This is a genomic window from Rhodococcus sp. WY5 (genome assembly GCF_018588185.1).
Classification (GTDB): domain Bacteria; phylum Actinomycetota; class Actinomycetes; order Mycobacteriales; family Mycobacteriaceae; genus Rhodococcus_F; species Rhodococcus_F qingshengii.
The window spans coordinates 289,006-309,823 of sequence record NZ_JAAMPR010000001.1; the positions used below are offsets into that span (position 1 = coordinate 289,006).

General features: G+C 61.4%; 23 protein-coding genes. 6 read left to right on the plus strand and 17 right to left on the minus strand.

The features are described from left to right. Window positions 1-11 precede the first annotated feature (11 nt). Window positions 12-1,208 (minus strand): MFS transporter, encoded by a 1,197-nt coding sequence (locus G4D79_RS01260; protein ID WP_099697055.1) that lies wholly within the window; start codon window positions 1,206-1,208, stop codon window positions 12-14. 143 nt (window positions 1,209-1,351) lie between these two features. Between G4D79_RS01260 and G4D79_RS01265 the strand changes: the two genes are divergently transcribed. Further along, window positions 1,352-1,798 carry a MarR family winged helix-turn-helix transcriptional regulator gene (locus tag G4D79_RS01265; RefSeq protein ID WP_003945852.1) on the plus strand — a complete coding sequence of 149 codons (447 nt, stop codon included), beginning with the start codon at window positions 1,352-1,354 and terminating at the stop codon, window positions 1,796-1,798. On the opposite strand, the gene thrS is transcribed toward G4D79_RS01265, so the two are convergent. Further along, window positions 1,795-3,015 carry a threonine--tRNA ligase gene (gene thrS / locus G4D79_RS01270; protein WP_099697056.1) on the minus strand — a complete coding sequence of 407 codons (1,221 nt, stop codon included), beginning with the start codon at window positions 3,013-3,015 and terminating at the stop codon, window positions 1,795-1,797. The two genes, G4D79_RS01265 and thrS, sit on opposite strands and share 4 nt — an antisense overlap. Before the next feature lie 330 nt (window positions 3,016-3,345). Here thrS and G4D79_RS01275 point away from each other — a divergent pair, with 330 nt between their 5' ends. Then, a complete protein-coding gene (locus tag G4D79_RS01275; RefSeq protein WP_007734105.1) occupies window positions 3,346-4,620 on the plus strand; it encodes a DUF445 domain-containing protein in 1,275 nt (424 codons plus the stop codon). Between the two features lie 2 nt (window positions 4,621-4,622). Continuing rightward, a complete protein-coding gene (locus G4D79_RS34420) occupies window positions 4,623-5,447 on the plus strand; it encodes an Abi-alpha family protein (RefSeq protein ID WP_003945623.1) in 825 nt (274 codons plus the stop codon). 67 nt (window positions 5,448-5,514) lie between these two features. On the opposite strand, the gene hsaB is transcribed toward G4D79_RS34420, so the two are convergent. The 4 genes from hsaB to hsaA are packed head-to-tail and all read right to left on the minus strand — an operon-like array spanning window position 5,515 to window position 9,062. Continuing rightward, on the minus strand, window positions 5,515-6,099 hold the full coding sequence (hsaB, locus tag G4D79_RS01285) for a 3-hydroxy-9,10-secoandrosta-1,3,5(10)-triene-9,17-dione monooxygenase reductase subunit (protein ID WP_003945677.1): 585 nt from the start codon (window positions 6,097-6,099) through the stop codon (window positions 5,515-5,517). Next, entirely contained in the window at window positions 6,096-6,998 is a 903-nt protein-coding gene (gene hsaC / locus G4D79_RS01290) for an iron-dependent extradiol dioxygenase HsaC (protein WP_058039228.1), read from the minus strand. Before hsaC ends, hsaB begins: the two co-directional genes overlap by 4 nt. Beyond that, window positions 6,998-7,876: a 4,5:9,10-diseco-3-hydroxy-5,9,17-trioxoandrosta-1(10),2-diene-4-oate hydrolase gene (hsaD, locus tag G4D79_RS01295; RefSeq protein WP_019746906.1), complete on the minus strand. Its 879-nt coding sequence runs from the start codon at window positions 7,874-7,876 to the stop codon at window positions 6,998-7,000. The genes hsaC and hsaD overlap by 1 nt, the downstream gene beginning before the upstream one ends. Window positions 7,877-7,886: 10 nt before the next feature. After that, window positions 7,887-9,062, minus strand: a complete 1,176-nt coding sequence (hsaA, locus tag G4D79_RS01300) for a 3-hydroxy-9,10-secoandrosta-1,3,5(10)-triene-9,17-dione monooxygenase oxygenase subunit (protein ID WP_039973406.1) — start codon at window positions 9,060-9,062, stop codon at window positions 7,887-7,889. Between the two features lie 195 nt (window positions 9,063-9,257). Between hsaA and G4D79_RS01305 the strand changes: the two genes are divergently transcribed. Then, window positions 9,258-10,418 (plus strand): Rieske 2Fe-2S domain-containing protein, encoded by a 1,161-nt coding sequence (locus tag G4D79_RS01305; RefSeq protein ID WP_003945847.1) that lies wholly within the window; start codon window positions 9,258-9,260, stop codon window positions 10,416-10,418. 2 nt (window positions 10,419-10,420) lie between these two features. Then, on the plus strand, window positions 10,421-10,792 hold the full coding sequence (locus tag G4D79_RS01310) for a hypothetical protein (RefSeq protein ID WP_099697057.1): 372 nt from the start codon (window positions 10,421-10,423) through the stop codon (window positions 10,790-10,792). A gap of 70 nt (window positions 10,793-10,862) precedes the next feature. Here G4D79_RS01310 and G4D79_RS01315 read toward each other — a convergent pair whose 3' ends face one another. The 7 genes from G4D79_RS01315 to G4D79_RS01345 all read right to left on the minus strand — a co-directional run bounded on the left by G4D79_RS01315 (window position 10,863) and on the right by G4D79_RS01345 (window position 15,892). Then, window positions 10,863-11,696 (minus strand): hypothetical protein, encoded by an 834-nt coding sequence (locus G4D79_RS01315; RefSeq protein ID WP_075832140.1) that lies wholly within the window; start codon window positions 11,694-11,696, stop codon window positions 10,863-10,865. A 197-nt stretch (window positions 11,697-11,893) separates the two neighbouring features. Further along, complete coding sequence (locus G4D79_RS01320; RefSeq protein WP_007734097.1) at window positions 11,894-12,520, minus strand: TetR/AcrR family transcriptional regulator; 627 nt, start codon at window positions 12,518-12,520, stop codon at window positions 11,894-11,896. 74 nt (window positions 12,521-12,594) lie between these two features. Next, window positions 12,595-13,851: an NAD(P)/FAD-dependent oxidoreductase gene (locus tag G4D79_RS01325; RefSeq protein ID WP_064688611.1), complete on the minus strand. Its 1,257-nt coding sequence runs from the start codon at window positions 13,849-13,851 to the stop codon at window positions 12,595-12,597. Further along, window positions 13,851-14,042 carry a rubredoxin gene (locus G4D79_RS01330; protein WP_007734094.1) on the minus strand — a complete coding sequence of 64 codons (192 nt, stop codon included), beginning with the start codon at window positions 14,040-14,042 and terminating at the stop codon, window positions 13,851-13,853. The genes G4D79_RS01325 and G4D79_RS01330 overlap by 1 nt, the downstream gene beginning before the upstream one ends. Window positions 14,043-14,072: 30 nt before the next feature. Further along, on the minus strand, window positions 14,073-14,243 hold the full coding sequence (locus G4D79_RS01335; protein ID WP_007734092.1) for a rubredoxin: 171 nt from the start codon (window positions 14,241-14,243) through the stop codon (window positions 14,073-14,075). Beyond that, a complete protein-coding gene (locus G4D79_RS01340) occupies window positions 14,240-15,415 on the minus strand; it encodes an alkane 1-monooxygenase (RefSeq protein ID WP_099697058.1) in 1,176 nt (391 codons plus the stop codon). The genes G4D79_RS01335 and G4D79_RS01340 overlap by 4 nt, the downstream gene beginning before the upstream one ends. Window positions 15,416-15,586: 171 nt before the next feature. Continuing rightward, window positions 15,587-15,892 carry a hypothetical protein gene (locus G4D79_RS01345; RefSeq protein WP_099697084.1) on the minus strand — a complete coding sequence of 102 codons (306 nt, stop codon included), beginning with the start codon at window positions 15,890-15,892 and terminating at the stop codon, window positions 15,587-15,589. A 140-nt stretch (window positions 15,893-16,032) separates the two neighbouring features. Between G4D79_RS01345 and G4D79_RS01350 the strand changes: the two genes are divergently transcribed. Beyond that, window positions 16,033-17,640 (plus strand): FAD-dependent monooxygenase, encoded by a 1,608-nt coding sequence (locus G4D79_RS01350; RefSeq protein ID WP_099697059.1) that lies wholly within the window; start codon window positions 16,033-16,035, stop codon window positions 17,638-17,640. Here G4D79_RS01350 and G4D79_RS01355 read toward each other — a convergent pair. Genes G4D79_RS01355 through G4D79_RS01370 form a run of 4 tightly spaced genes read right to left on the minus strand, consistent with a single transcriptional unit; the run spans window position 17,627 to window position 20,810 of the window. After that, entirely contained in the window at window positions 17,627-18,115 is a 489-nt protein-coding gene (locus G4D79_RS01355) for a VOC family protein (RefSeq protein ID WP_099697060.1), read from the minus strand. The genes G4D79_RS01350 and G4D79_RS01355 overlap by 14 nt on opposite strands. Then, window positions 18,112-18,864, minus strand: coding sequence for an SDR family NAD(P)-dependent oxidoreductase (locus G4D79_RS01360; RefSeq protein ID WP_099697061.1), 753 nt, complete (start codon window positions 18,862-18,864; stop codon window positions 18,112-18,114). Before G4D79_RS01360 ends, G4D79_RS01355 begins: the two co-directional genes overlap by 4 nt. Window positions 18,865-18,867: 3 nt before the next feature. Then, window positions 18,868-19,911, minus strand: coding sequence for a 4-hydroxy-2-oxovalerate aldolase (dmpG, locus tag G4D79_RS01365; RefSeq protein ID WP_007734084.1), 1,044 nt, complete (start codon window positions 19,909-19,911; stop codon window positions 18,868-18,870). Then, window positions 19,908-20,810, minus strand: a complete 903-nt coding sequence (locus G4D79_RS01370) for an acetaldehyde dehydrogenase (acetylating) (RefSeq protein ID WP_047269619.1) — start codon at window positions 20,808-20,810, stop codon at window positions 19,908-19,910. The genes dmpG and G4D79_RS01370 overlap by 4 nt, the downstream gene beginning before the upstream one ends. Between the last annotated feature and the right edge of the window lie 8 nt (window positions 20,811-20,818).

A 20,818-nucleotide genomic window follows, 5' to 3' on the forward strand; every position in this document is an offset into this window, starting at 1 on the left:
AATGGACAGGTTCAGGCGGCGGTCGGGTGCAGCGAGGTGGTCGGCGTCGACGGCTCTGACGCTGCCGGGCGGTCGATCTTCGCCGCGACGAGCAAGACCAGCAGACCGGCGACGGTGACCGCCGCCCCCATCCAGATCGGGGAGGTGAAGCCGAGTCCCGCGGCGATGGTGATTCCGCCCAGCCATGCCCCGAGTGCGTTGCCGACGTTGAAGGCGGCGATGTTGGCACCCGATGCCATGGTCGGTGCTGCCAACGCGTAGTTCATGATCCGCATCTGCAGACCGGGAACCGTCGCAAAACCGAAGGCGCCCATGAAGAACAGCGAGATCACAGTCATGACCTTGCTCTCCGCGGTGGCGGCGAACACGATCAGAACGACGGTCAGGATCGCGAGAATCCAGACCAGCGCCTTCGTGAGCGAACGGTCGGCCGCCTTGGCGCCGAGGAAGTTACCGACGAACAGGCCCGAGCCGAAGAGGATGAGCAGCCACGGAACGCTGGACGTCGCGAAGCCGGTGACCTCGGTGAGGGTGAAGGCGATGTAGGTGAAGGCTCCGAACATTCCGCCGTAGCCGAGGATGGTGATGGCGATCGAGAGCCATACCTGCTTGTTGCGGAATGCCCCCAACTCTCCGCGCAATCCGCCACCGGTCGTGCTGGCGGGCGTCGTCGGGACGAGTGCTGCAATTCCGATCAGGGCGATGACGCCGATGACGGTGATGGCCCAGAACGTCGAGCGCCATCCGAGTTGCTGGCCCAGCAGCGTGCCGAACGGAACGCCGAGAACGTTGGCGATGGTCAGGCCCGCGAACATCATCGCGATGGCGCCGGCGCGCTTGTTGGGCGCGACCATGTCGGCGGCAACCACCGAGCCGATTCCGAAGAACGCACCGTGGCACAGCGCCGCGACGATGCGTCCGCCCATCATGACCTCGTAGGAGGGAGCGAGCGCGGACATCAGGTTGCCGATGATGAACAGCACCATGAGCGAGAGAAGGACCTTCTTGCGCTCGAAGCGGGTGACGGCAGCGGTCAGGAGGATCGCGCCGATCGCCACCGACAGTGCGTAGCCCGAGATCAGGTAGCCCGCGACGGACTCGGTGACCTCGAAATCAGCCGAGACCTCGGGCAGGAGGCCCATGATGACAAATTCGGTGAGGCCGATCCCGAACCCGCCCATAGCGAGGGCAATGAGACCCAATGGCATCTCGATGTTCCTTTCACAGATTTACGCGTAAGCCGTTAGCGGGCGTGTGCATTAGTTGCAGGCGCGCTATAAATAGTTGCACGCGCGCGCTACATGCGCAAGCTGGTAACCTGGAGTCGCAGGAAACGGACAAGGAGAATCACATGGGGATCGCCGACGACGCCGTCGAAATCCGTTCGCAAGGGTGGCGCACGCTCGCAGCACTGCACGGCGCCCTCGACACCGAACTGGAACGCGCGCTCCAGCGTGAGCACAAACTGTCCGTCGTCGAATACACCGTGCTCGACGCACTGAGCCGCCAGGATGGCTGGCACATGCGGATGGCTCAGTTGGCTCGCGCTGCCGCACTGAGCAGCAGCGCCACGACGCGCTTGGTCAATCGACTCGAAGATCGAGGACTATTGACGCGCATCCTGTGCGCCGACGACCGTCGAGGCATCTACACCGAGCTGACGCCGGCCGGCCGCGAGCTTCTCGAAAGCGCACGGCCGACGCACGACGCCACCCTCGAAGCCGCACTCGACGAGGCATGCAAGACACCCGAACTCGCGCCACTGGTGCGCGCCCTCCACGAGCTTCCCGTCGGCTAGAAGTCTGCCGGAAGCAGGGCACGCTCTTTGATGCCCGAGACCACCTGAGCGACAAACACACTCGCATCGACGACCACCCGCCCACCACGCGCGGGGACCAGAACGTCGACGGTGCCGCCGTGCACCTCGTTGTCTCCGATCACCGCGATGTACGGGTCACGGTGAGTGCGTGCCTCGCGGATGCGACGTCCCAACGATCCGTCAGGCGCGATCGCCACTCGAACATCGCGAGCCTCGAGATCGGCCCGCAAACGCTCAGCCTCAACCTGGTGCCGGTCGCCGACGGGCAGAATCGAGACTTGGTTGGGTGCCAGCCACGGCGGCATCCGCCCTTCGAACCTTTCGATCAAAAGCGCAGTCATGCGTTCCATCGATCCGAGCAAGCCCCGATGGATCATGACGGGGCGAGCCTTGGATCCGTCCTCAGCGGTGTACTCGAGGTCGAACCGCTCCGGTTGATTGAAGTCGAGTTGCACGGTCGAGAGTGTTTCCTCGCGGCCGTGCGCGTCTCGCACCTGGACGTCGATCTTGGGACCGTAGAACGCTGCCTCCCCCTTCGCTTCCACGTACTCGATCGAGCGTGCATTCAGCGCCCCGCGAAGGTGATCCTCGGCGTCCGCCCACTGCTCGTCGGTGCCGAGGTACTGCCCCTCTCCCCCTCTGATCGAGAGGCGGTACTTCCGTTCGGCAATCCCCAGAGTCGAGTAGCAGCGCTCGATCGCGTCGAGCGCGACGATCACTTCCGCTTGCACTTGTTCGCGACTACAGAAGACATGTGCGTCGTCGAGATTGATCTGTCTGACTCGACTCAATCCGCTGAGAACTCCGGAGAGTTCGGTACGGAACATCGAGCCGAGTTCACGAACCGGGAAAGGTAGCTCGCGATAACTACGACCGCGAGCGGCGAATACCTGAGCGTGATGGGGACAGTTAGCCGGACGAAGGAGAAATGACTCTCCGCCTATCTTCATTTCGGGAAACATGTCGTCCGAGAACTTGGACCAATGCCCAGATCTCTCGTACAACTCTTTTTTCGCCATAATGGGGGTATAGACACCCCGGCATCCGGATCGCGCTGCTTGTTCGGCGGCGAGCTTTTCGAGTTCGTTCCTGATGATCGCGCCGTCCGGTAACCAGAGTGGGAGGCCGGCCCCGACGGTGGGGGTGGTGGCGAAAAACTCCAGGTCGCGCCCGAGTTCGCGGTGGTCAACGCTCATGAGAGGTCTCCAAATCGTTCAAGGGGAGACGCACACGGAGCGACGAAACAGGAAAGCCCCGGGGCGATAACTCCCGGGGCTGAAAGGGTTCGGTCAGCAGTTGCTAAACGATGCGCCGGAAGAGAACCGGCGTCGTCGTGTTGTGCGCAATACTGACCATGTACGTGAGGTTACATCAACTTCCTACCCACCTACAGCCCGAATTGTCGGGCCTCTATGCTGACGCAACTGGGAAGGCGCAGCAGTAGCCAACGAAACACCCACGAAGAGCGAAGTTTCGGCAATCATGTCCGAACGTGAGGTTCTCGGATATGAGGAGGATGTGCGACGGTGCCGGACCACTTGCTCGAACAGTTGATCACCATTCCTTTGTTCACCGGAATCATCGGGTACATCACCAATTGGTCGGGCGTCCTGATGCTGTTTGCGCCGATCAACTTCCACGGGATCAAAGTGCCCGGCCTCAAACTGCTCTTCCCGTTCCTCCCCCGACGCGTCCAGGTGATCCCCGCGATCACCAGCGACGGCAGATTCGGTTGGCAAGGCATCGTCCCCTCGCGGGCGGAGAAGATGGCGTCGATCGCCGTCGACAAATCCCTCGCGAAAGTCGGCAGCATCGCCGATTTCTATCGCGTCCTGGACCCGGACAGCATCGCCGAGCACTTGGTGAACATCTCCCGCAGTGAAGTGCGCGGCGTGGTCACCAGAATCATGACGGCCGAGAATCCTCAGCTCTGGCACAACCTTCCGACGTCGGTGAAGGAGGCCGTCTTCCGCAAGGTGGAGGACGATCTGCCGGCCAGCGTGCGCATGATCACCGACCGCATCGAAGAGGACATCGACGAGTTCATCGACGCGAAGCTGATGGTGATCCGCTACCTCTCCTCGCACCCCAAACTGCTCAATGACATCTTCCGCACGATGGGCAACAAAGAGCTCAGGTTCATGCAGAACTTCGGCTTCTACTTCGGGTTCCCGATGGGCTTCGTGCTCGTCGGAATCCTCCATCTGGTTCCGCAGTGGTGGGTGCTTCCCATCGGCGGTGTGATCATCGGATACATCGTGAACTACCTCGGCATCACGATGATCTTCGAGCCGATCACCCCCAGCCGTTGGGTGCCGTGGCGGCAGGGACTGTTCCTGAAACGCCGCACCGAGATCATCGCCGGGTACGCAAAAACCCTCGCCGATCACGTCGTGACGCTCGAGAACATCGGCACCGAACTCCTCGAAGGTCCCCGCTCGGACCGAACGCGGCGGATGCTCGATCAGGTACTGCGCGAATCCGTCGACGACGCAGCCGGCTGGGCAAAGTCGGTGGTCAAGATGACCGTTGGTTCGCAGAGCTACAAGCGTCTGCCCGGCCTGGCCACCACCGAAGTGCTCGACCTGTACCCAAGGGTCTTCGAGGACGCGGAGTTCGCCGAGAACCAGTCGGAGAAGATTCGTGTCTTCGTCACCGAACGCATGAGCATCCTTTCACCGGAAGATTTCAGCGAACTACTACGCTCAGCCGTCAAGCAGGACGAGTGGCTGTTGTTCGTACACGGGGCCGTGCTGGGCTCGTTTGCCGGTTTCCTACACCTCGCAATATTCGGAGTATGAGCATGAGTGAGCACGACCATCGCATGATCGTCGAAGCGGAATCGTACGACTGGGCTGCGGACATCACGCCGGTCGAATCCGTCGAAAAGCGTCTGATCCGTAGCCTTGTCGGGCTGACCGCCACGACGACGCTCACGTCGATCAAGCTGACGGGTTGGGCCTTCGGAACGGCGAAGGAGGCGACACGGCAAATCGTTCAGGCTGCCGCCGAAGCCGCGGCAGAGGCCGCTGAATCGGCCAATGTTCAATCCGAACGTCGGGCCGAGAACTCCAACGGAGACGGCTCGCGGACCGAGAACCTACGGGCGGCAATGGCAACTCGTACCAATCGCAAGCAGAGCGTCGAGGCCACTCTCGCGGCGCTGCGGGCACGCGGCGACAGGTTGCTGGACCGTTCCGCGGACGTGACCGATCGTGACGATCTGCACCCGGCCTACGACCGGATCCTCGACGAGATCGCACCCGACGAAGCTCGAATTCTTCGGTTGTTGGCCACCTCCGGTGCGCAACCGAGCGTGGACGTACGCACGGCGCGGCCGTTCGGTGTCGGCTCGGAGATGATCGACGAGGGTCTGTCGATGATCGGAGAACTGGCGGGCTGTCGACATCTGGACCGCATCAGCGCGTACCTGAACAACCTGCATCGGCTCGGTTTGGTGGCGTTCTCACGCGAGCCCGTCGAGGCCGACCGGTACCAGGTGGTCGAGGTGCAGCCATCGGTGATCGAGGCGGTCAAGCGCGCCGGCCGATCGAACAAGATAGTGCGTCGTAGCATCCTGTTGACGCCGTTCGGTGACGACTTCTGTCATACCTGTTTTTCGCTGTAGGGCCTCCGGCCCTGTGCGCCTTTTTGGTAGTTACCACTACCAAAAAGGCGCACAGGGGGCTTGCCCCCTACAGCCAGGTATCTTCTGTCGTGGTCGTCAGGAACGCTTCCAGATCGTCACGCCAGGTGGCCGGAACAGTCTTGTCCGGCTCGATGCCCGTGTACTGCCCGCGATAGAAGAGCAGCGGGCGTTCGGTCTTGATCTCACTCATCGACGAAACCCGACCGAAGACGACGTAGTGATCGCCGCCGTCGTGGACGGTTTCCACCGTGCAGTCGATGTGCGCAAGGGACTTGTCGATGATCGGCGAGCCCAACGGCGATGGTGTCCAATCGATGCCGGCGAACTTGTCCGGCTCACGCGACCCGAAACGAGCACACACCGCCTGTTGTTCCTCCGCCAACACGTTGACGGCGAACTTCCCGGTCCGCTCGATTGCCGCCCACGACCGAGAACCCTTGGTGGGGCAGAACAACACCAAAGGTGGGTCGAGTGACAGGGCAGCGAAAGACTGACACGCGAACCCGACCGGCTCACCGTCGTCGACTGTCGTGATGATGGTAATACCCGTGCAGAACTGCCCGAGAACCGTGCGGAACTGGCGTGGATCGATCGCCTGCTCCGCACTCACCGACGCATCGGGCGAACTCACGGCTTCATTCCCACCGTGAAGTCGTGACCCCACAGGCTCACGGCCGTGCTTTCCCTCGCGATCCAGTTTTCGTCCTCTACCTCTAGCCCCTCACAACCGAATTCGATGTCGAACCCGCCCGGAGTTTTCATGTAGAACGAGAGCATCTCGTCGTTGACGTGGCGACCGAGAGTCGCCGACATCTTGACCTTCTTGCGCAGTGCCCGGTCGAGGCACAGTCCGACGTCGTCGGAGTTCTCCACTTCGAGCATCAGGTGCACGATGCCCGTCGGGTTGGGCAACGGCAGGAACGCCAAGCTGTGGTGACGCGGGTTGCAGCCGAGGAACCTCAGCCACGCCGGCTCGCCGTCCGCGGGCCGGCCGACCATCTGCGGAGGCAGACGCATCGAATCGCGAAGCTTGAATCCGAGTACGTCGCGGTAGAACCGCAGCGAAGCATCGTCGTCATCGGTGGTGAGCACGACGTGGCCGAGGCCCTGCTCGCCCGTCACGAACCTGTGCCCGTACGGGCTCACGATCCGGCGGTGTTCGAGAGCAGCTCCGTGGAACACCTCGAGGGAGTTGCCCGAGGTGTCCTCGAACGCGATCATCTCGACGACGCGACGGTCCTTGAGCTGCTCCGCCGTGCCTTCCTTGAACGGAACACCGGCTGCCGACAACCTGTCACGGATATCCTGCAGCTCAGCGGCATTCGCGGTTTCCCAACCCGAGACGAGCAGACGGTCCGTGTCGTTCGGAACGATGACAAGACGCGCCGGGAAGTCGTCCATACGCAGATACAGCGATTCCGCGTCGACGCCCTTGCCCTCGATCATTCCGAGGATCTTGAGTCCGTATTCGCGCCACGCAGCCATGTCGGTGGCCCCGATGCGCATGTACGCCAGAGATCGAATACCCATCATTTACCTCCGTCGAGCAGGAAGTCGGTTGCGAGCCGGTTGAATTCGTCGAACTTCTCGAGCTGCGCCCAGTGACCGCAACCGCCGAAGACGTGGAGTTGCGCGCGCGGGATCATCTTGAGCGCAACCAGTGCGCCGTCGAGGGGGTTGACCCGATCCTCACGGCCCCAGATCAGCAACACACGCTGTCGAAGCTTGTACGCCTCGCGCCAGAGCATGCCGAGCTCGAAGTCACCGCTGGAGAAGGACTTACCCATCGCCTTGGCCGCAGCCAGCGACTCGGGAGTGCTGGCGGCAGCAAAACGTTCGTCGACGAGTTCCGGCGTGATCAGCTTCTGATCGAAGACCATGATCCGCAGGAACGCTTCGAGGTTCTCCCGTGTGGGCTGGTAGCTGAACTTCCCGAGGTTCTTGACGCCCTCGGTGGGGTCCGGCGCAAACAGGTTGACACTGAGACCGCCGGGGCCCATCAGAACGAGGCGACCCGCACGGTCCGGGTAGTCGAGCGCAAAGCGAACAGCAGCGCCACCACCGAGCGAATTACCCAGCAGGTCAACGCGACCGGTGATCTCGAGCGTATCCAGAAGATCATTGAGCGCCGACGCACTGTGCACGAAGTACTGCGGATGCTCCGTCGGCTTGTCGGACTGCCCGTAACCGGGCTGATCGACGGCGATGACGTGAAAGTTCTTCGCCAACACCGGAATGTTGCGGGCGAAGTTCGACCACGATGACGCGCCTGGGCCACCGCCGTGCAGCAGCACGATGGTCTTGTCGTTTCCGACGCCCGCCTCGTGGAAGTGCAGTTTCAGATCGGGGCGCACTTGCGCGAACCGCGAAGTGGACTCGTAGGTGAGAGCTTCTTCGGTGGTTGTCACTGAGCCTCCTCTAGACCATCGTGTCGGTGATCGGCAGACCGAATTCGCCGGTTCCGAACATGACGTATGCGCGTTCGGGATCGTTCGCGGCGTGGACGCGACCAGCGTGAGCGTCACGCCAGAAACGCTGAATCGGAGTGCCGTTCTGCAGCGCCGTGGCACCAGAGTTCTCGAAAAGCTTGTCGATCGAGGCGATCGCACGGCCAGTGGCGCGCACCTGGTCGCGTCGAGCGCGCAGCCGCAGTTCCATCGGAACCTCTTCGCCTGCAAGGATCAACGCGTACTCGTCGGCGACGTTGCCGGAGAGCTGACGCCACGCGGCGTCGATGTCGCTGGACGCCTCGGCGATGCGCACCTTGGCAAACGGATCGTCCTTCGACTTCTCGCCGGCGAAGGCAGCGCGCACACGCTTGCCCTGGTGCTCGACGTGCGCTTCGTAAGCTCCGTAAGCCATTCCGACGATCGGTGCCGAGATCGTCGTGGGGTGAATGGTTCCCCACGGCATCTTGTAGACCGGCGCGGTGTTGTTCTCGAGGCCCGGGGCGGTCAGTTCGCTCATCGCCCGGAAGCTCAGAACGCGATGCTTGGGAACAAAAACATCCTTGACCACAACGGTATTGGAGCCGGTTCCACGCAGACCGACCACATTCCACACGTCGTCGATCTGGTAGTCCTCGCGAGGAATCAGGTAGCTCACGAAATCGACTGCGCGGCCGTCCTTGAACACCGGACCACCGAGAACGGCCCAGCTGGCGTGGTCACAACCCGAAGACCACGCCCACGCACCGTTGACTTTGTATCCACCCTCGACTACTTCACCCATACCCATCGGGGCGTAAGAGGACGAGATGCGAACGTCAGTGTCGTTGCCCCACACGTCTTCCTGTGCCTGCTGAGAGAAGAGGGCGAGGTGCCAGTTGTGTACCCCGATGATCGAGGAGACCCACCCTGTGGAACCACACGCGCTGGCGATCTTCTTGACCGCGGAGTAGAACAGCACCGGATCGGCTTCGTATCCGCCCCACTGCTTCGGCTGCAGCAAGCGGAAGAAGCCTGTTTCCTGGAGAGCCTTGATGGACTCGTCGGGGATACGACGCAGATCCTCGGTCTCCTGTGCGCGCTCGCGCAGTGCCGGCAGTAGTGCGTCGAGCCTCTGCATCACCTCGTGGCTGTCATGGTTACCCACTTCGACGCTCCCGTCTTCCTCGATCGGTTGGTTCACTTACACTTGAGACTAGAACACGTTCTCTTTTCTGTCGAGACGCTGACAAAGGTCCCGTTTGTGGCCGCAATGCTGTAACAAGTGCCCCCAAAATCTGGCGGAACCGGATCGAGTTCTATAACGTGTTCTACTAACAGCTAGAAGGGATGTGAGGTCACAATGGCGCAGATTCGCGAGATCGACGTCGGAACGGTGCAAACTCGTTTCGCCCGCGGTTGGCACTGCCTGGGTCTACTGAAGACCTTCAAGGACGGCAAACCGCACGCGATCGAGGCTTTCGGTACGAAGCTCGTGGTGTTCGCCGACAGCAAGGGCGACATCAAAGTTCTCGACGGATACTGCCGTCATATGGGTGGTGACCTCACACAAGGCGAGGTCAAGGGCGATTCCATCGCCTGCCCCTTCCACGACTGGCGCTGGGGCGGCAACGGCAAGTGCACCGGCATTCCTTATGCCCGCCGCGTGCCTCCGCTCGCACGCACCCGCGCGTGGACGACCCTCGAGCAGAACGGTCAGCTCTTCGTCTGGAACGACCCCGAGGGCAATCCGCCGCCCGAAGAGATCGTGATTCCTCGTATCGAGGGCGCGTACAGCGACGAATGGACCGACTGGACCTGGAACTCCATGGTCATCGAGGGGTCCAACTGCCGCGAGATCATCGACAACGTGGTCGACATGGCGCACTTCTACTACATCCACTACGCCTTCCCGACGTACTTCAAGAACGTCTTCGAAGGTGAGATCGCCACTCAGTACCTCAACACCACGGGCCGTCCCGACATCGGAATGGCCTCCCAGTACGGCGGCGACACGCTGCTTCGCTCCGAAGCTGCGTATTACGGACCGTCGTACATGGTCAATCCCCTGTGGAACAGCTACAGCGGATACGAGGTCGAGAGTGTTCTGATCAACTGCCACTACCCGATCAGCCCGGACTCGTTCGTGCTGCAGTGGGGCGTGACGGTGAAGAAGCCGACGGGTGTCTCCGACGAGATGGCCGACAAGTTGGCCGGCAAGTTCACCGAGGGCATCAGCGAGGGATTCCTGCAGGACGTCGCGATCTGGAAGAACAAGACCAAGATCGAGAATCCCCTTCTCTGCGAAGAAGACGGCCCCGTCTACCAGCTACGACGCTGGTACGAGCAGTTCTACGTGGACAAGGCCGACGTCACCGAGAAGATGACGCAGCGCTTCGAGTTCGAGGTGGACACCACCAAGGCAAACGAAGCCTGGCACGCCGAGGTCGAGGAAAACCTCGCACGCCAGAAGGCCGAGAAGGAAGCTGCAGCAGAAGCGGCAAAGAAGGAAGCAGAGGTCTAGTCGTGAGCGCCTCGATCGGAACCGACGCACGGTGGGCTCGTTGGGCCAAGGCACCGGACTTTGCCGGGCAAACGGAACGGCTCGAGGCGATCGCGGCCCAGACGATCGAGGACAAGCACGAATACCTCGACTCGGGTCTGCAGGAAGTCGACTGCAAGGCATGCGGCGCGTGCGTACTGGTTCGCAAGAACACGTACAAACACACCAGCGTTCAGTGGACTTCCGACCCGGCGCTGCGTTGCCACACCTTCAAAGAGGCAATGGCTTCCGGGCAGTCGTCGGCATTGAAAGACGGATGCCCGAAACTGCACGACAGCATCGCCGACGCGGTTAGGGACGGCACCATCACGGTGCGTGATCCCGAGGTCAGCTGACCTGATTGTGTAGAACGAGGGCCGACCCACGGGTCGGCCCTCGTTTTACGTTCCAGCGCCCGCGCGTCCGTCAGGCAGGCGGTCGCACCTTTCGTGCAGCCACCGCGTAGACGTCGCTCGACGTGGTGAGAGAGTTCTTTCCGCTGGCCGCCGGCACTCCCCCGCGTAGATTCACGGCCCAGTTGAGCGCACCCAGCGGTCCACACCCGCTGGCTCCCGGCGCCGCAAACACCGCATCCGAATGTGGGACTGCCGGGAACACTGCACCGGGGAACTCACCGATAGCTTCCGACGGAGGGTTTCCGGTTGTGGTCAGGTGAAGGTTGATCGGATTCGAAACCGAACCGATGTAGCAATCGTCACCGAGCAAGGGATTAGACAGTTTCAATCGAACAGGCATGGTGAGTTCCTGCTCGAGAACCTTCAGATCCGGGACTCCCACCGATTCCACCGTCGCGCTGATCTGAGTCAGTCCCAGCGGAGTATCGATCCCGAGAGCACCTCCGGGTACCGAAATCGGATTGGAATAGACCCCGTTGGACCCGTCCTGCTTGGCGACGAACGTCTCGATGAAACTGTTGTCCGGCTGGGTCGCGTATTTCACTCCGCCCGCAACCTTGAGGCTTCCGTCCGGGATCGGCACCGAAAGTGCGCCCAATTTCATGGTCCCTCCGCGAACTACGACGCTGGCGCACGTCGTCACCTCGAGATCCTCGATCGGGCACGTGCCCCAACCGTCGAAGGTCAACGGATCAACCGCTGCCGCACCGGAGGAACCGAGCGATCCGCTGCCGGAAGACCCTGACGATGATTCGTCGGCAATTGCCACACCTGCACCGGCCATGACAAATGTTGCAACTAGCGCGACTGTCGACATCACTCGAGATTTGTTGCGGCTCTTCATCTTCGAATTCCTCCACCGTTGACGGAAATTCACGAGAGCCACCCCCTGCGGATCGCACCTCGATCTACGCCCGGCACGCTACCGAGAAGTGAGACGCGGATTCACACATAACGACGATATTTCCCACCAAAGAACTACGGCGATCACGCTCGATCGAACTTCCGTCCTAGCCCGGAAACCGTATCGATCCTGTCGGCTCAGTTCGGTTCGACTGTGCCCGAACCGATGACCTGATCGAGGAACGGCCCGAACATCTCCCCCAGGTTCTCGGCGATCTGATCGGGGGTACCGAAAGACAACGTCACGTGACTGATCGCCAGACGCACTATCGTGCTGCCGAACATCTCGGCATGGATGCGGTCGACGTTCGCCCAACTGGTCATGAAGATCTCGGCCAACCTCGCGCTCGCATGTTCGAGCAGCGGAGTCCCGTCAGTGGTGACCAAGCTCAGCAGGTCGTGCTGCGGCCGGGGACCGACAATGCTGACCACCATCGGATCCCGTGCACCGGCGTCGAAGAAGGCACGGAAGGCTGCCGAGACCGCGCCACGCGGATCCGAATGATGCAGCGTTACTTCGCGTTCCACCTCTTCGAGGAACTCGTCGACGAAACGGATGAGGTATCCGGACGCCAATCCCTGGCGGGACGTGAACTCCTTGTACAACGTCTGCCGGCTCATGCCCGCAGCTTCCGCGATATGCGCCATCGTGATGTCGTTCCACGATTTCTCGGTCAAGAGTTCGCGTGTGGCGTCGAGCGCTGACGCACGGAGGAGTTGACGAGCTGCCTCGTGGTACGGGACACGGGCACGAGCGGTGGACATATCGGGAAGATTTCCATCGCCCGTGCTCGGTGTCAAAACGGTGGACACGCAAGCCACAGAAGTCACGAGTGCACTCAGAGCACCGGTGAGGCGACAAGACCCGCCGCAAGTTCGGTCAGATCCCTGTTTGTATCGGCAAGTACGTCGGCGCTGATGTCCGGCGAGCGTTCGATAAGGGTTCGGACGGCGCGAATGTCCTTCGGCCGGCCCACGCTCACAGCACCGACGATATTTCCGTCGCGCATGCAGATCGCAGTGAAGTCATAGGAGTCCAAGTCTCCTCGAACAATCACGGTGTCGTCCGCGCCTGGCCAACCAGCTACTTGAAGGTTGCGGCCGAATTGGTTCGACCAACTCCAAGGGACGGATTCGAAGGGTTCTTCCTTCCCGACGATGGTCTTGGCAACTGCAACTGCGTGGTCCTGCGCGGTGTTCCAGTGCTCACCACGGTGCATGCCGCCGAGAAAACCGTTGGGCACGTTGGCCACATCGCCGATCGCGTACACATCAACGACGGAGGTCCGGAGGTATCCGTCTACCGAAATCCCGTTGTCCACCGCAATACCCGCCGCAGCAGCCACATCGGTATCGGGCAAGGATCCGATTGCGACGACGGCCAAGTCCGCTGTCCACTCGCGTCCGTCACGCGCACGTGCGGCGACGCCGTCGGCACCCGTCGTGAGCGTCTCGAGGTCAACTCCCGTCTGCAAGGCGACGCCCGCCGAGACGTGCAGCGCGGCGATCTTCTCCGCTATCGACGGTGGAAGCAGCCTGGACAGGGGCACCGGTTGCGCTTCGAGAACCTGCACACTGCAACCCAAGTCGCGTGCCGTTGACGCCACCTCCGATCCGATCAAGCCACCGCCGACCACCAATAGCGAGGATCCTTCGATCAGCTGGGATTGCAAGCGTCGCATGTCTGCGATATCTCGAAGATAGTGAACGCGCTCGGAATCTTCGTTCTCCAACCGTCGGGACCGTCCACCCGTGGCAAGAATCAGAACGTCGTAGTCGATGCTGTCACCGTCGGCTAAAAGTACTGTGCGGGAATCTGTGTCGATACTCGTGACAGTTGCGCCAATCCGAAGATCGATACCCTGCTCGTTCCAGAAAGTCGACGGCCGCAACCGAACCCGATCGAACGACGCTTTCCCGGACAGTAGCTCCTTCGACAGCGCCGGGCGGCGGTACGGCTCCTCAGGTTCGCTGCCGATCAGGATGATGCTGCCGCCGAACCCTTCCTTGCGCAGGGCCTGCGCGGCACCGGAACCGGCGATGCCCGTGCCCACGATCACGACGGTGCGTGTGTCGGGCTCACTGACCGCTGTCATCAGCGGTCCACCTCCACCATTTCGAAATCGACTTTGGCGGCACCACAATCAGGGCAGGACCAGTCTTCGGGAATCTCGTCCCAGCGAGTACCCGGCTCGATACCGTCGTCGGGCCAGCCGATCGCTTCGTCGTATTCGAACCCGCACTGGAGGCAGCGGAACAATTTGTAAGCAGTGGCAGTCTCGGACATCGGTTTTCCTTTCACCGGTGGGTATTTCGATCAGGATTGCGTGACGAGGGTGAAGTCGACCTTCTCGCGGACGCCGCAGTCGGGGCAGCACCAGTCGTCCGGAATACTCGACCACGGCGTGCCGGGCGGAAAGCCTTCTCGCGCAGCGCCTGTCGATTCGGTGTACGTGTAGTCGCAGATCGGGCAGATGTAGGCGTTCATGCGTTCACCCCGTAGGCTGCGAGGATCTTGGCCCGCTTCTTCGGCGCGATGTTGACCTGGGTGATGTCACCTCGGTAGTGCTCGAGAACGCGGTGGTCCATCACCTTGCGCCACAGGGGCGGAACTGTTGCGAGCATGATCATGCTGGCGTAGCCGCTCGGGAGCTGAGGGGCCTCTTCCATACTGCGAAGCGCTTGGTAGCGCCGTGTCGGATTCGCATGATGATCGCTGTGCCGCTGCAAGTGATAAAGGAAGACGTTGGTGCAGATGCGATCACTGTTCCAGCTGTGCGCCGGCGTGCATCGCTCGTACCGTCCGCTTGCGGTTTTCTGACGTAGGAGTCCGTAGTGCTCGAGGTAGTTGATCGCTTCGAGCAGCGAAAACCCGATGAACGCCTGGATCACGAGGTACGGCGCGATGCCGATCCCGAACACTGCAAACGCGACACCGAACAGAACAACCGACATGAGCCAGGCGTTGAGCACGTCGTTCTTGATGCTCCAGTGCGTGGTGCCCAAACGCTCGAAGCGGGTCTTCTCGAGATGCCACGCCGACTTCAATCCCCCGCCGACGCTGCGCGGCCAGAAACCGTAGAGGGTCTCACCGAAGCGCGAGGTCGCCGGATCTTCCGGAGTCGACACTCGCACATGGTGGCCACGGTTGTGCTCGAGGTAGAAGTGACCGTAAGCGCTCTGCGCGAGAACGATTTTGGACAACCAGCGCTCGACGCTCTCCTTCTTGTGCCCGAGTTCGTGGGCGGTGTTGATGCCGATTCCGGCCGTCACACCGATCGTCACTGCGAGTCCGATATTGGAGAGAACGCTCAAATCCCAACGCGCCCAGATGTAGCAGGACAGGAAGAAGGCCGTGTATTGCAGCGGCAGATAGGCGTAGGTGCACCACCGGTAGAAGCGGTCGTTCTCGAGTTCGTCGATCACCTCGTCGGGCGGATTCTTCCCGTCCTCACCCGCCAGGATGTCGATGACGGGAATGAGAGCAAAAGCGATCAGTGGGCCGGTCCACCAGAAGACATTCCATCCGGTGGCGGTAACAAGCCCCACGGCGATGAAAGTTGCCGATGACGGAATCAGCGCCAACAGCCACAAGTAGCGTTTCCGGTCTCTCCAAGTTGCGAGCCGACCATCTGGCTCGGTGTACACCAACGCCGCCATCGAATTCTCCAGTTCTCGTTCGGATCAGTGAGTGCGTCCTGCGCGGTAACCCGCGACACGAACAACATCTATGTATAGAGAGTGGACAAATGATGGCGTTTTGTCAACGATTTTTGAGGTAAAAGTTTTACAAACACGCAGATTTGTACATCACTAGGATGTGGCGGCAGATCAGCGTTCAAGGAATCGAGGGCGCAAAAGTGCGCCGAAAGGCGCTCGCGCCTCAGGCGGAACGTAGGCCGCCTCGCCATGCCGGGAATACAGGTGGTCGTCCTCGTATCGCGGATGCTCGATCGGCGACACAAGTACGTGGCCGGGGTTGCCCGGCCACCACTTCGGGGAAATCCGAGCGATTGCGTGGTCGGTTCGAGCAACCAGGTCGGTCGACGAGTTGTGCTCGTCGAACTCGCCCAGCGCGAAGCGACAGAACGGGCACCGGTACCCCGGCGGCTCATGATGCAACTCGCCTGCCTTCACGTCGCGATCTTCCCACGACCTCAACGTCTGCAACCCGTGCGGAAAGCCCCAAAATGCCCGATCTGCGCGAATTTCCCCAAAACAAAAGTTCGCTTACCCATACTGAAATGACCGACTGTCCCCGACGTGAGTGGGTCCTGATGGATACCGACGTATTGGTAGCGGGCGCCGGCCCGATCGGCTTGACCACCGCGATCGAGCTGCGCAGACGCGGCATCTCATGTCGAATAATCGACCCGCTCGACGAACCGCGGCAATACGCGAAAGCCGTCGGGATTCAGCCACGCACTCTCGAACTCTTCGAGAACATGGGGGTGCTCCGCCAGGCACTCGACGCCTCGACATTGATGCGCGGTCAGATCATGTACACGAACGGCGTCGAGGTCGGCCGCGTCGACCTCACCCTCCCCGAGGACGTTCCTTACTGGTTTCTCTGTCTGCCTCAGTACTCGACGGAGCGCATCCTCACCGAGCGCCTCACCGAGTTGGGAACAACCGTCGAACGCGGAGTCGGCCTCACTGCATTCGAACAGTCCGACGACGCCGTCACCTGCACCCTCAGCGACGGCAGTACCGTGACGGCTCAGTACCTGGTGGGTTCCGACGGCGCGCACAGCGTGGTCCGCAAAGGGCTGGGCCTGAGCTTCGACGGCGGCGCATTTGCCGAGAGCTACATGCTCGGTGACGTCGAAGTCGACTGGTCGATACCCAGCGGCTACTCCGTCCGCGCCAACCACACCAGCGACGACGGAACCACCGACGATCTACTCGTCTGCATCCCACTTCCCGGACACAAGCGGTACCGCATGTCGATGCTCGTTCCGGACGAGTTGATGCCGGACGAATCGTCGAACAAAGCCGCTGTACAACACGGTTTTTCAACCGGCAAGACACCTGAACTCCATCACATCCAGGCCGTGCTCGACAGACTCTCCCCAGAGCCGACAACCGCCTCGATGCTGCGATGGTCCTCGGTATTTCGCATCAGCCACCGCATCGTCGACGCTTACAGCCGCGGACGGGTTTTTGTCGCCGGCGACGCCGCGCATATTCATCCCCCGACTGGTGCTCAGGGTATGAACACCGGGATCCAAGATGCCCACAATCTCGCATGGAAGATAGCGCTCGCAGTCAAAGGTGTTGCAACAGCAGATCTTCTCGAGACCTACGACGTCGAAAGACGACCGGTTGGTGAAGAAGTCGTCGGGATGACCGTCCGAAATGCTCGAGAAGGAATCGGTTCGGGAGAGTCCTCGATCGACACGGCAATGCGGCGCCAGGCTCAATTGTTGATCGACTACTCGGAGAGTCCGCTGAACAGCGGGCGTGATTCTTCGAGTCCGCATGTCCAACCGGGCGAACGCGCACCCGATGCGCGCGGTTTGCGCCGAGACGGTGTTCAGTACCCAATTCGGTTGTTCGACTTGCTGTCAGGAGTCGACCACACGTTACTGCTGACTTCGGACGGATCCGCGGAGAGCATCAACAGCTTGGAGAAGGTCGCCGACGCCGCAATTCGATCAGCGCACGGCTTGCTGGACGTCTACGCGATAGTGCCACCGGGAACCGTGACCGTCGACTCGCTGGTGCCGATCATCGAGGACAACGCCTCGCAACTGTGCGCCGCGTATGGGGTCGAAGGTACGGCGGCGCTGGTCATTCGCCCCGACGGCTACCTCGGATTCCGTGGTCACCCGGAGAACGTTTCCGATTACTTCACGAAATTGTTTGCCGTCAATCAGGAATGAGCGAAGCGAACATCAACCGAATCTCGGGCGAGAGCTTCATCAACTCGACGTATCCACCCAACGGCCCGGCATCGAGGTAGGAGAACTCCATGCCGGCGCCCTCTACCCGACCTTGTTGCACCACCGACATTCCGCGACGCTCGGCCTCGAGCAACGTCGCCTCGTAATCGCCTGGAACCCAAGCCATGTGATGAACTCCGACGCCGTGAGTCTCCAGGAACTCCGTGTACAGGTTGCGTCCGGACACTGATTGGATCAACTCGAGCTGTTGGCTGCCCGCATATCCGATCGACACGTGAACGACATAGTCCGCGGGCTCACCTCGATACGTTGTGGTCTCGGGACCAAAGGCGATGTCTGGCATACGTAGCCATCGCTCCACTCCCCACTGCCGAGTGAACTCCTGTTCGGCGGCCTCGATGTCCTCGACCACCCAGCAGATTTGGAAGATCGGTCCCGAGACCAACGGGGTCATGCCATTTTTCCGTTGTCCACCGAGTAGACGGCCCCGTGTATCGCCGAGGCGTCGTCGGAGGCAACGAAAGCCACCATCTTCGCAACGTCCTCGGCTTCCATCAAGCCACGCGGCGAGGCAACCTTCATGACGAGGTCGAAGTCGACTCCGTCGGGGAAGGTGAATCCGGTGACTTGAGGAGTCATCATGCCGCCGGGGCAGATTGCGTTGACACGCAGAGACTTTCCGGTGAACTCCATCGCCATCGCTCGAGTCAGTCCGATGAGTCCGTGCTTGGCAGCGCAGTATCCAGCCGAGTACGCCTGCCCTTCCAGCCCCGCGATCGAGGAGACGTTGACGATGTTGCCGCCCCGCTCCAGCAAGTGCGGCAGTGCTGCTCGGGAAAGGAAGAACGGTCCGTTCAGATTGACCGCAAGGTCATGTGCCCATTCGGAATCCGCAATATTCGCCGTATGACGAAGCGAGTGCGATCCCGCCACGTTGACGAGGATGTCGATACCACCGAGTTCGTCGACACACGCTTGCACGGCCGCATCACACTGAGCGGAATCCGAGACGTCCGTCGCCGCGAAACGACGCTCTCCATCCGCGCCGACCACCTCGACCATCGACTGTCGCAGCTTTTCCTTGTCGCGGGCGATACCGAAAACCTGTGCGCCCCTGCGGTGGAGTATCTCGGCCACCGCGCGCCCCAACCCTGAGGACGCGCCGGTCACCAAGGCCACTTTTCCGGCCAGTACGTCTGCCATGGGCTAGGAAGCCGCTGCTTCGCGCTGGAGTTCCAGCGCAATGTCGATCAACTGATCTTCCTGTCCGCCGACCAACTTGCGCTTACCTGCGCGCACCAACAGTTCCGCGGACGACACTCCGTACCGCTCGGCCTGACGCTCGGCATGCTTGAGGAAGCTCGAGTACACGCCGGCATAGCCCATCATCAGTGCCTGACGATCGAGCAGGCACTCCTGCGGCATTGCCGGGCGCACAACGTCTTCGGCTGCATCGGCGATCGCGAAGAAGTCGATACCGGTCTTGACTCCGATCTTGTCGCAGACACCGACAAACGCCTCGACCGGGGCGTTGCCGGCGCCGGCACCGAACCGACGGGTACTACCGTCGATCTGCTTGGCTCCCGCACGAACTGCCGCAATGGAATTGGCGACGCCCAGGCCCAGGTTCTCATGTCCGTGGAAGCCGACCTGAGCGTCGTTGCCGAGTTCCTGAACCAGCGCCTCGACGCGATCGGATACCTGCTCGAGCACAAGTGCGCCGGCGGAGTCGACCACGTACACACACTGGCAACCCGCGTCGGCCATGATGCGAGCCTGCTTGGCCAGCTTCTCCGGCGGAATCGAGTGAGCCATCATGAGGAATCCGACTGTTTCGAGTCCACGCTCACGCGCGAGGCCGAAGTGCTGGATGGATACGTCTGCCTCGGTGCAGTGAGTTGCGATGCGGCAGATGGACGCACCGTTGTCCTGTGCGATGACGATGTCGTCCTTGATGCCCAATCCGGGCAGCATCAGGAAGGCGATCTTCGCGTTGGTCGCCGTCTCGACTGCAGCTTTGATCAGTTCCTGCTCGGGAGTCTTCGAGAAGCCGTAATTGAAGGAGGACCCGCCGAGGCCGTCGCCGTGAGTGACCTCGATGACCGGCACTCCGGCTCCGTCGAGGGCACCGACGATGGCTCGTACTTCGTCGACGGTGAACTGATGACGCTTGTGGTGGGAGCCGTCGCGCAGCGATGTGTCGGTGACGCGGATGTCCCAGCTCGAATCGAAATGAATCATGTCGCTCATGCCTTCACACTCAGAAGCTTCTGGGCGATTTCCTCGCCCACCTTGGTGGCTGCTGCCGTCATGATGTCGAGGTTGCCCGCGTACGGCGGCAGGAAATCGCCTGCGCCTTCGACCTCGACGAACGTGGTGACCGTTGCATAGCCACCGGAAACGACGCTCGGTTTGTCGAACTGCGGTTCGTTGAGCAACCGGTAGCCGGGCACGTACTGCTGGATGTCCTTGACGACGCGGTGAATGGAGTCGGTGATCGCGGCCTGATCGGCGTCTTCGGGGATAGCGCAGAAGATTGTGTCGCGCATGATCATCGGGGGGTCCGCGGGGTTGAGGATGATGATCGCCTTGCCGCGCTGTGCGCCGCCGATGGTCTCGATACCGCGGCTGGTGGTCTTGGTGAACTCATCGATGTTCGCGCGAGTTCCCGGGCCGGCGGACAATGATGCAACGGAGGCGACGATCTCGGCGTACGCCACGTCGACGACACGCGACACCGCGTAGACGATCGGAATGGTTGCCTGCCCACCGCAAGTGATCATGTTGACGTTGGGTGCGTCCAGGTGCTCACGCAGGTTCGCGGGCGGAACCACAGCCGGGCCGACCGCGGCCGGAGTCAGGTCGACGGCACGGATACCGGCGGCCTCGTAGCGTGGTGCTGCCTCGCGGTGCACGTATGCCGACGTCGCCTCGAAGACCAGGTCCGGTTTCTCCGCCTGGCTGAGCAACCAGTCGACGCCCTCGGCGGAGGTCTCGAGTCCCATCTTGCGGGCGCGCGCCAATCCTTCACTCTCGGGATCGATTCCGATCATCCATCGCGGTTCGAGCCACTCGGAACGCTGCAGTTTGTACAACAGATCGGTACTGATGTTTCCCGATCCGACGATCGCCACACTTGCCTTGGTCATGACTACTC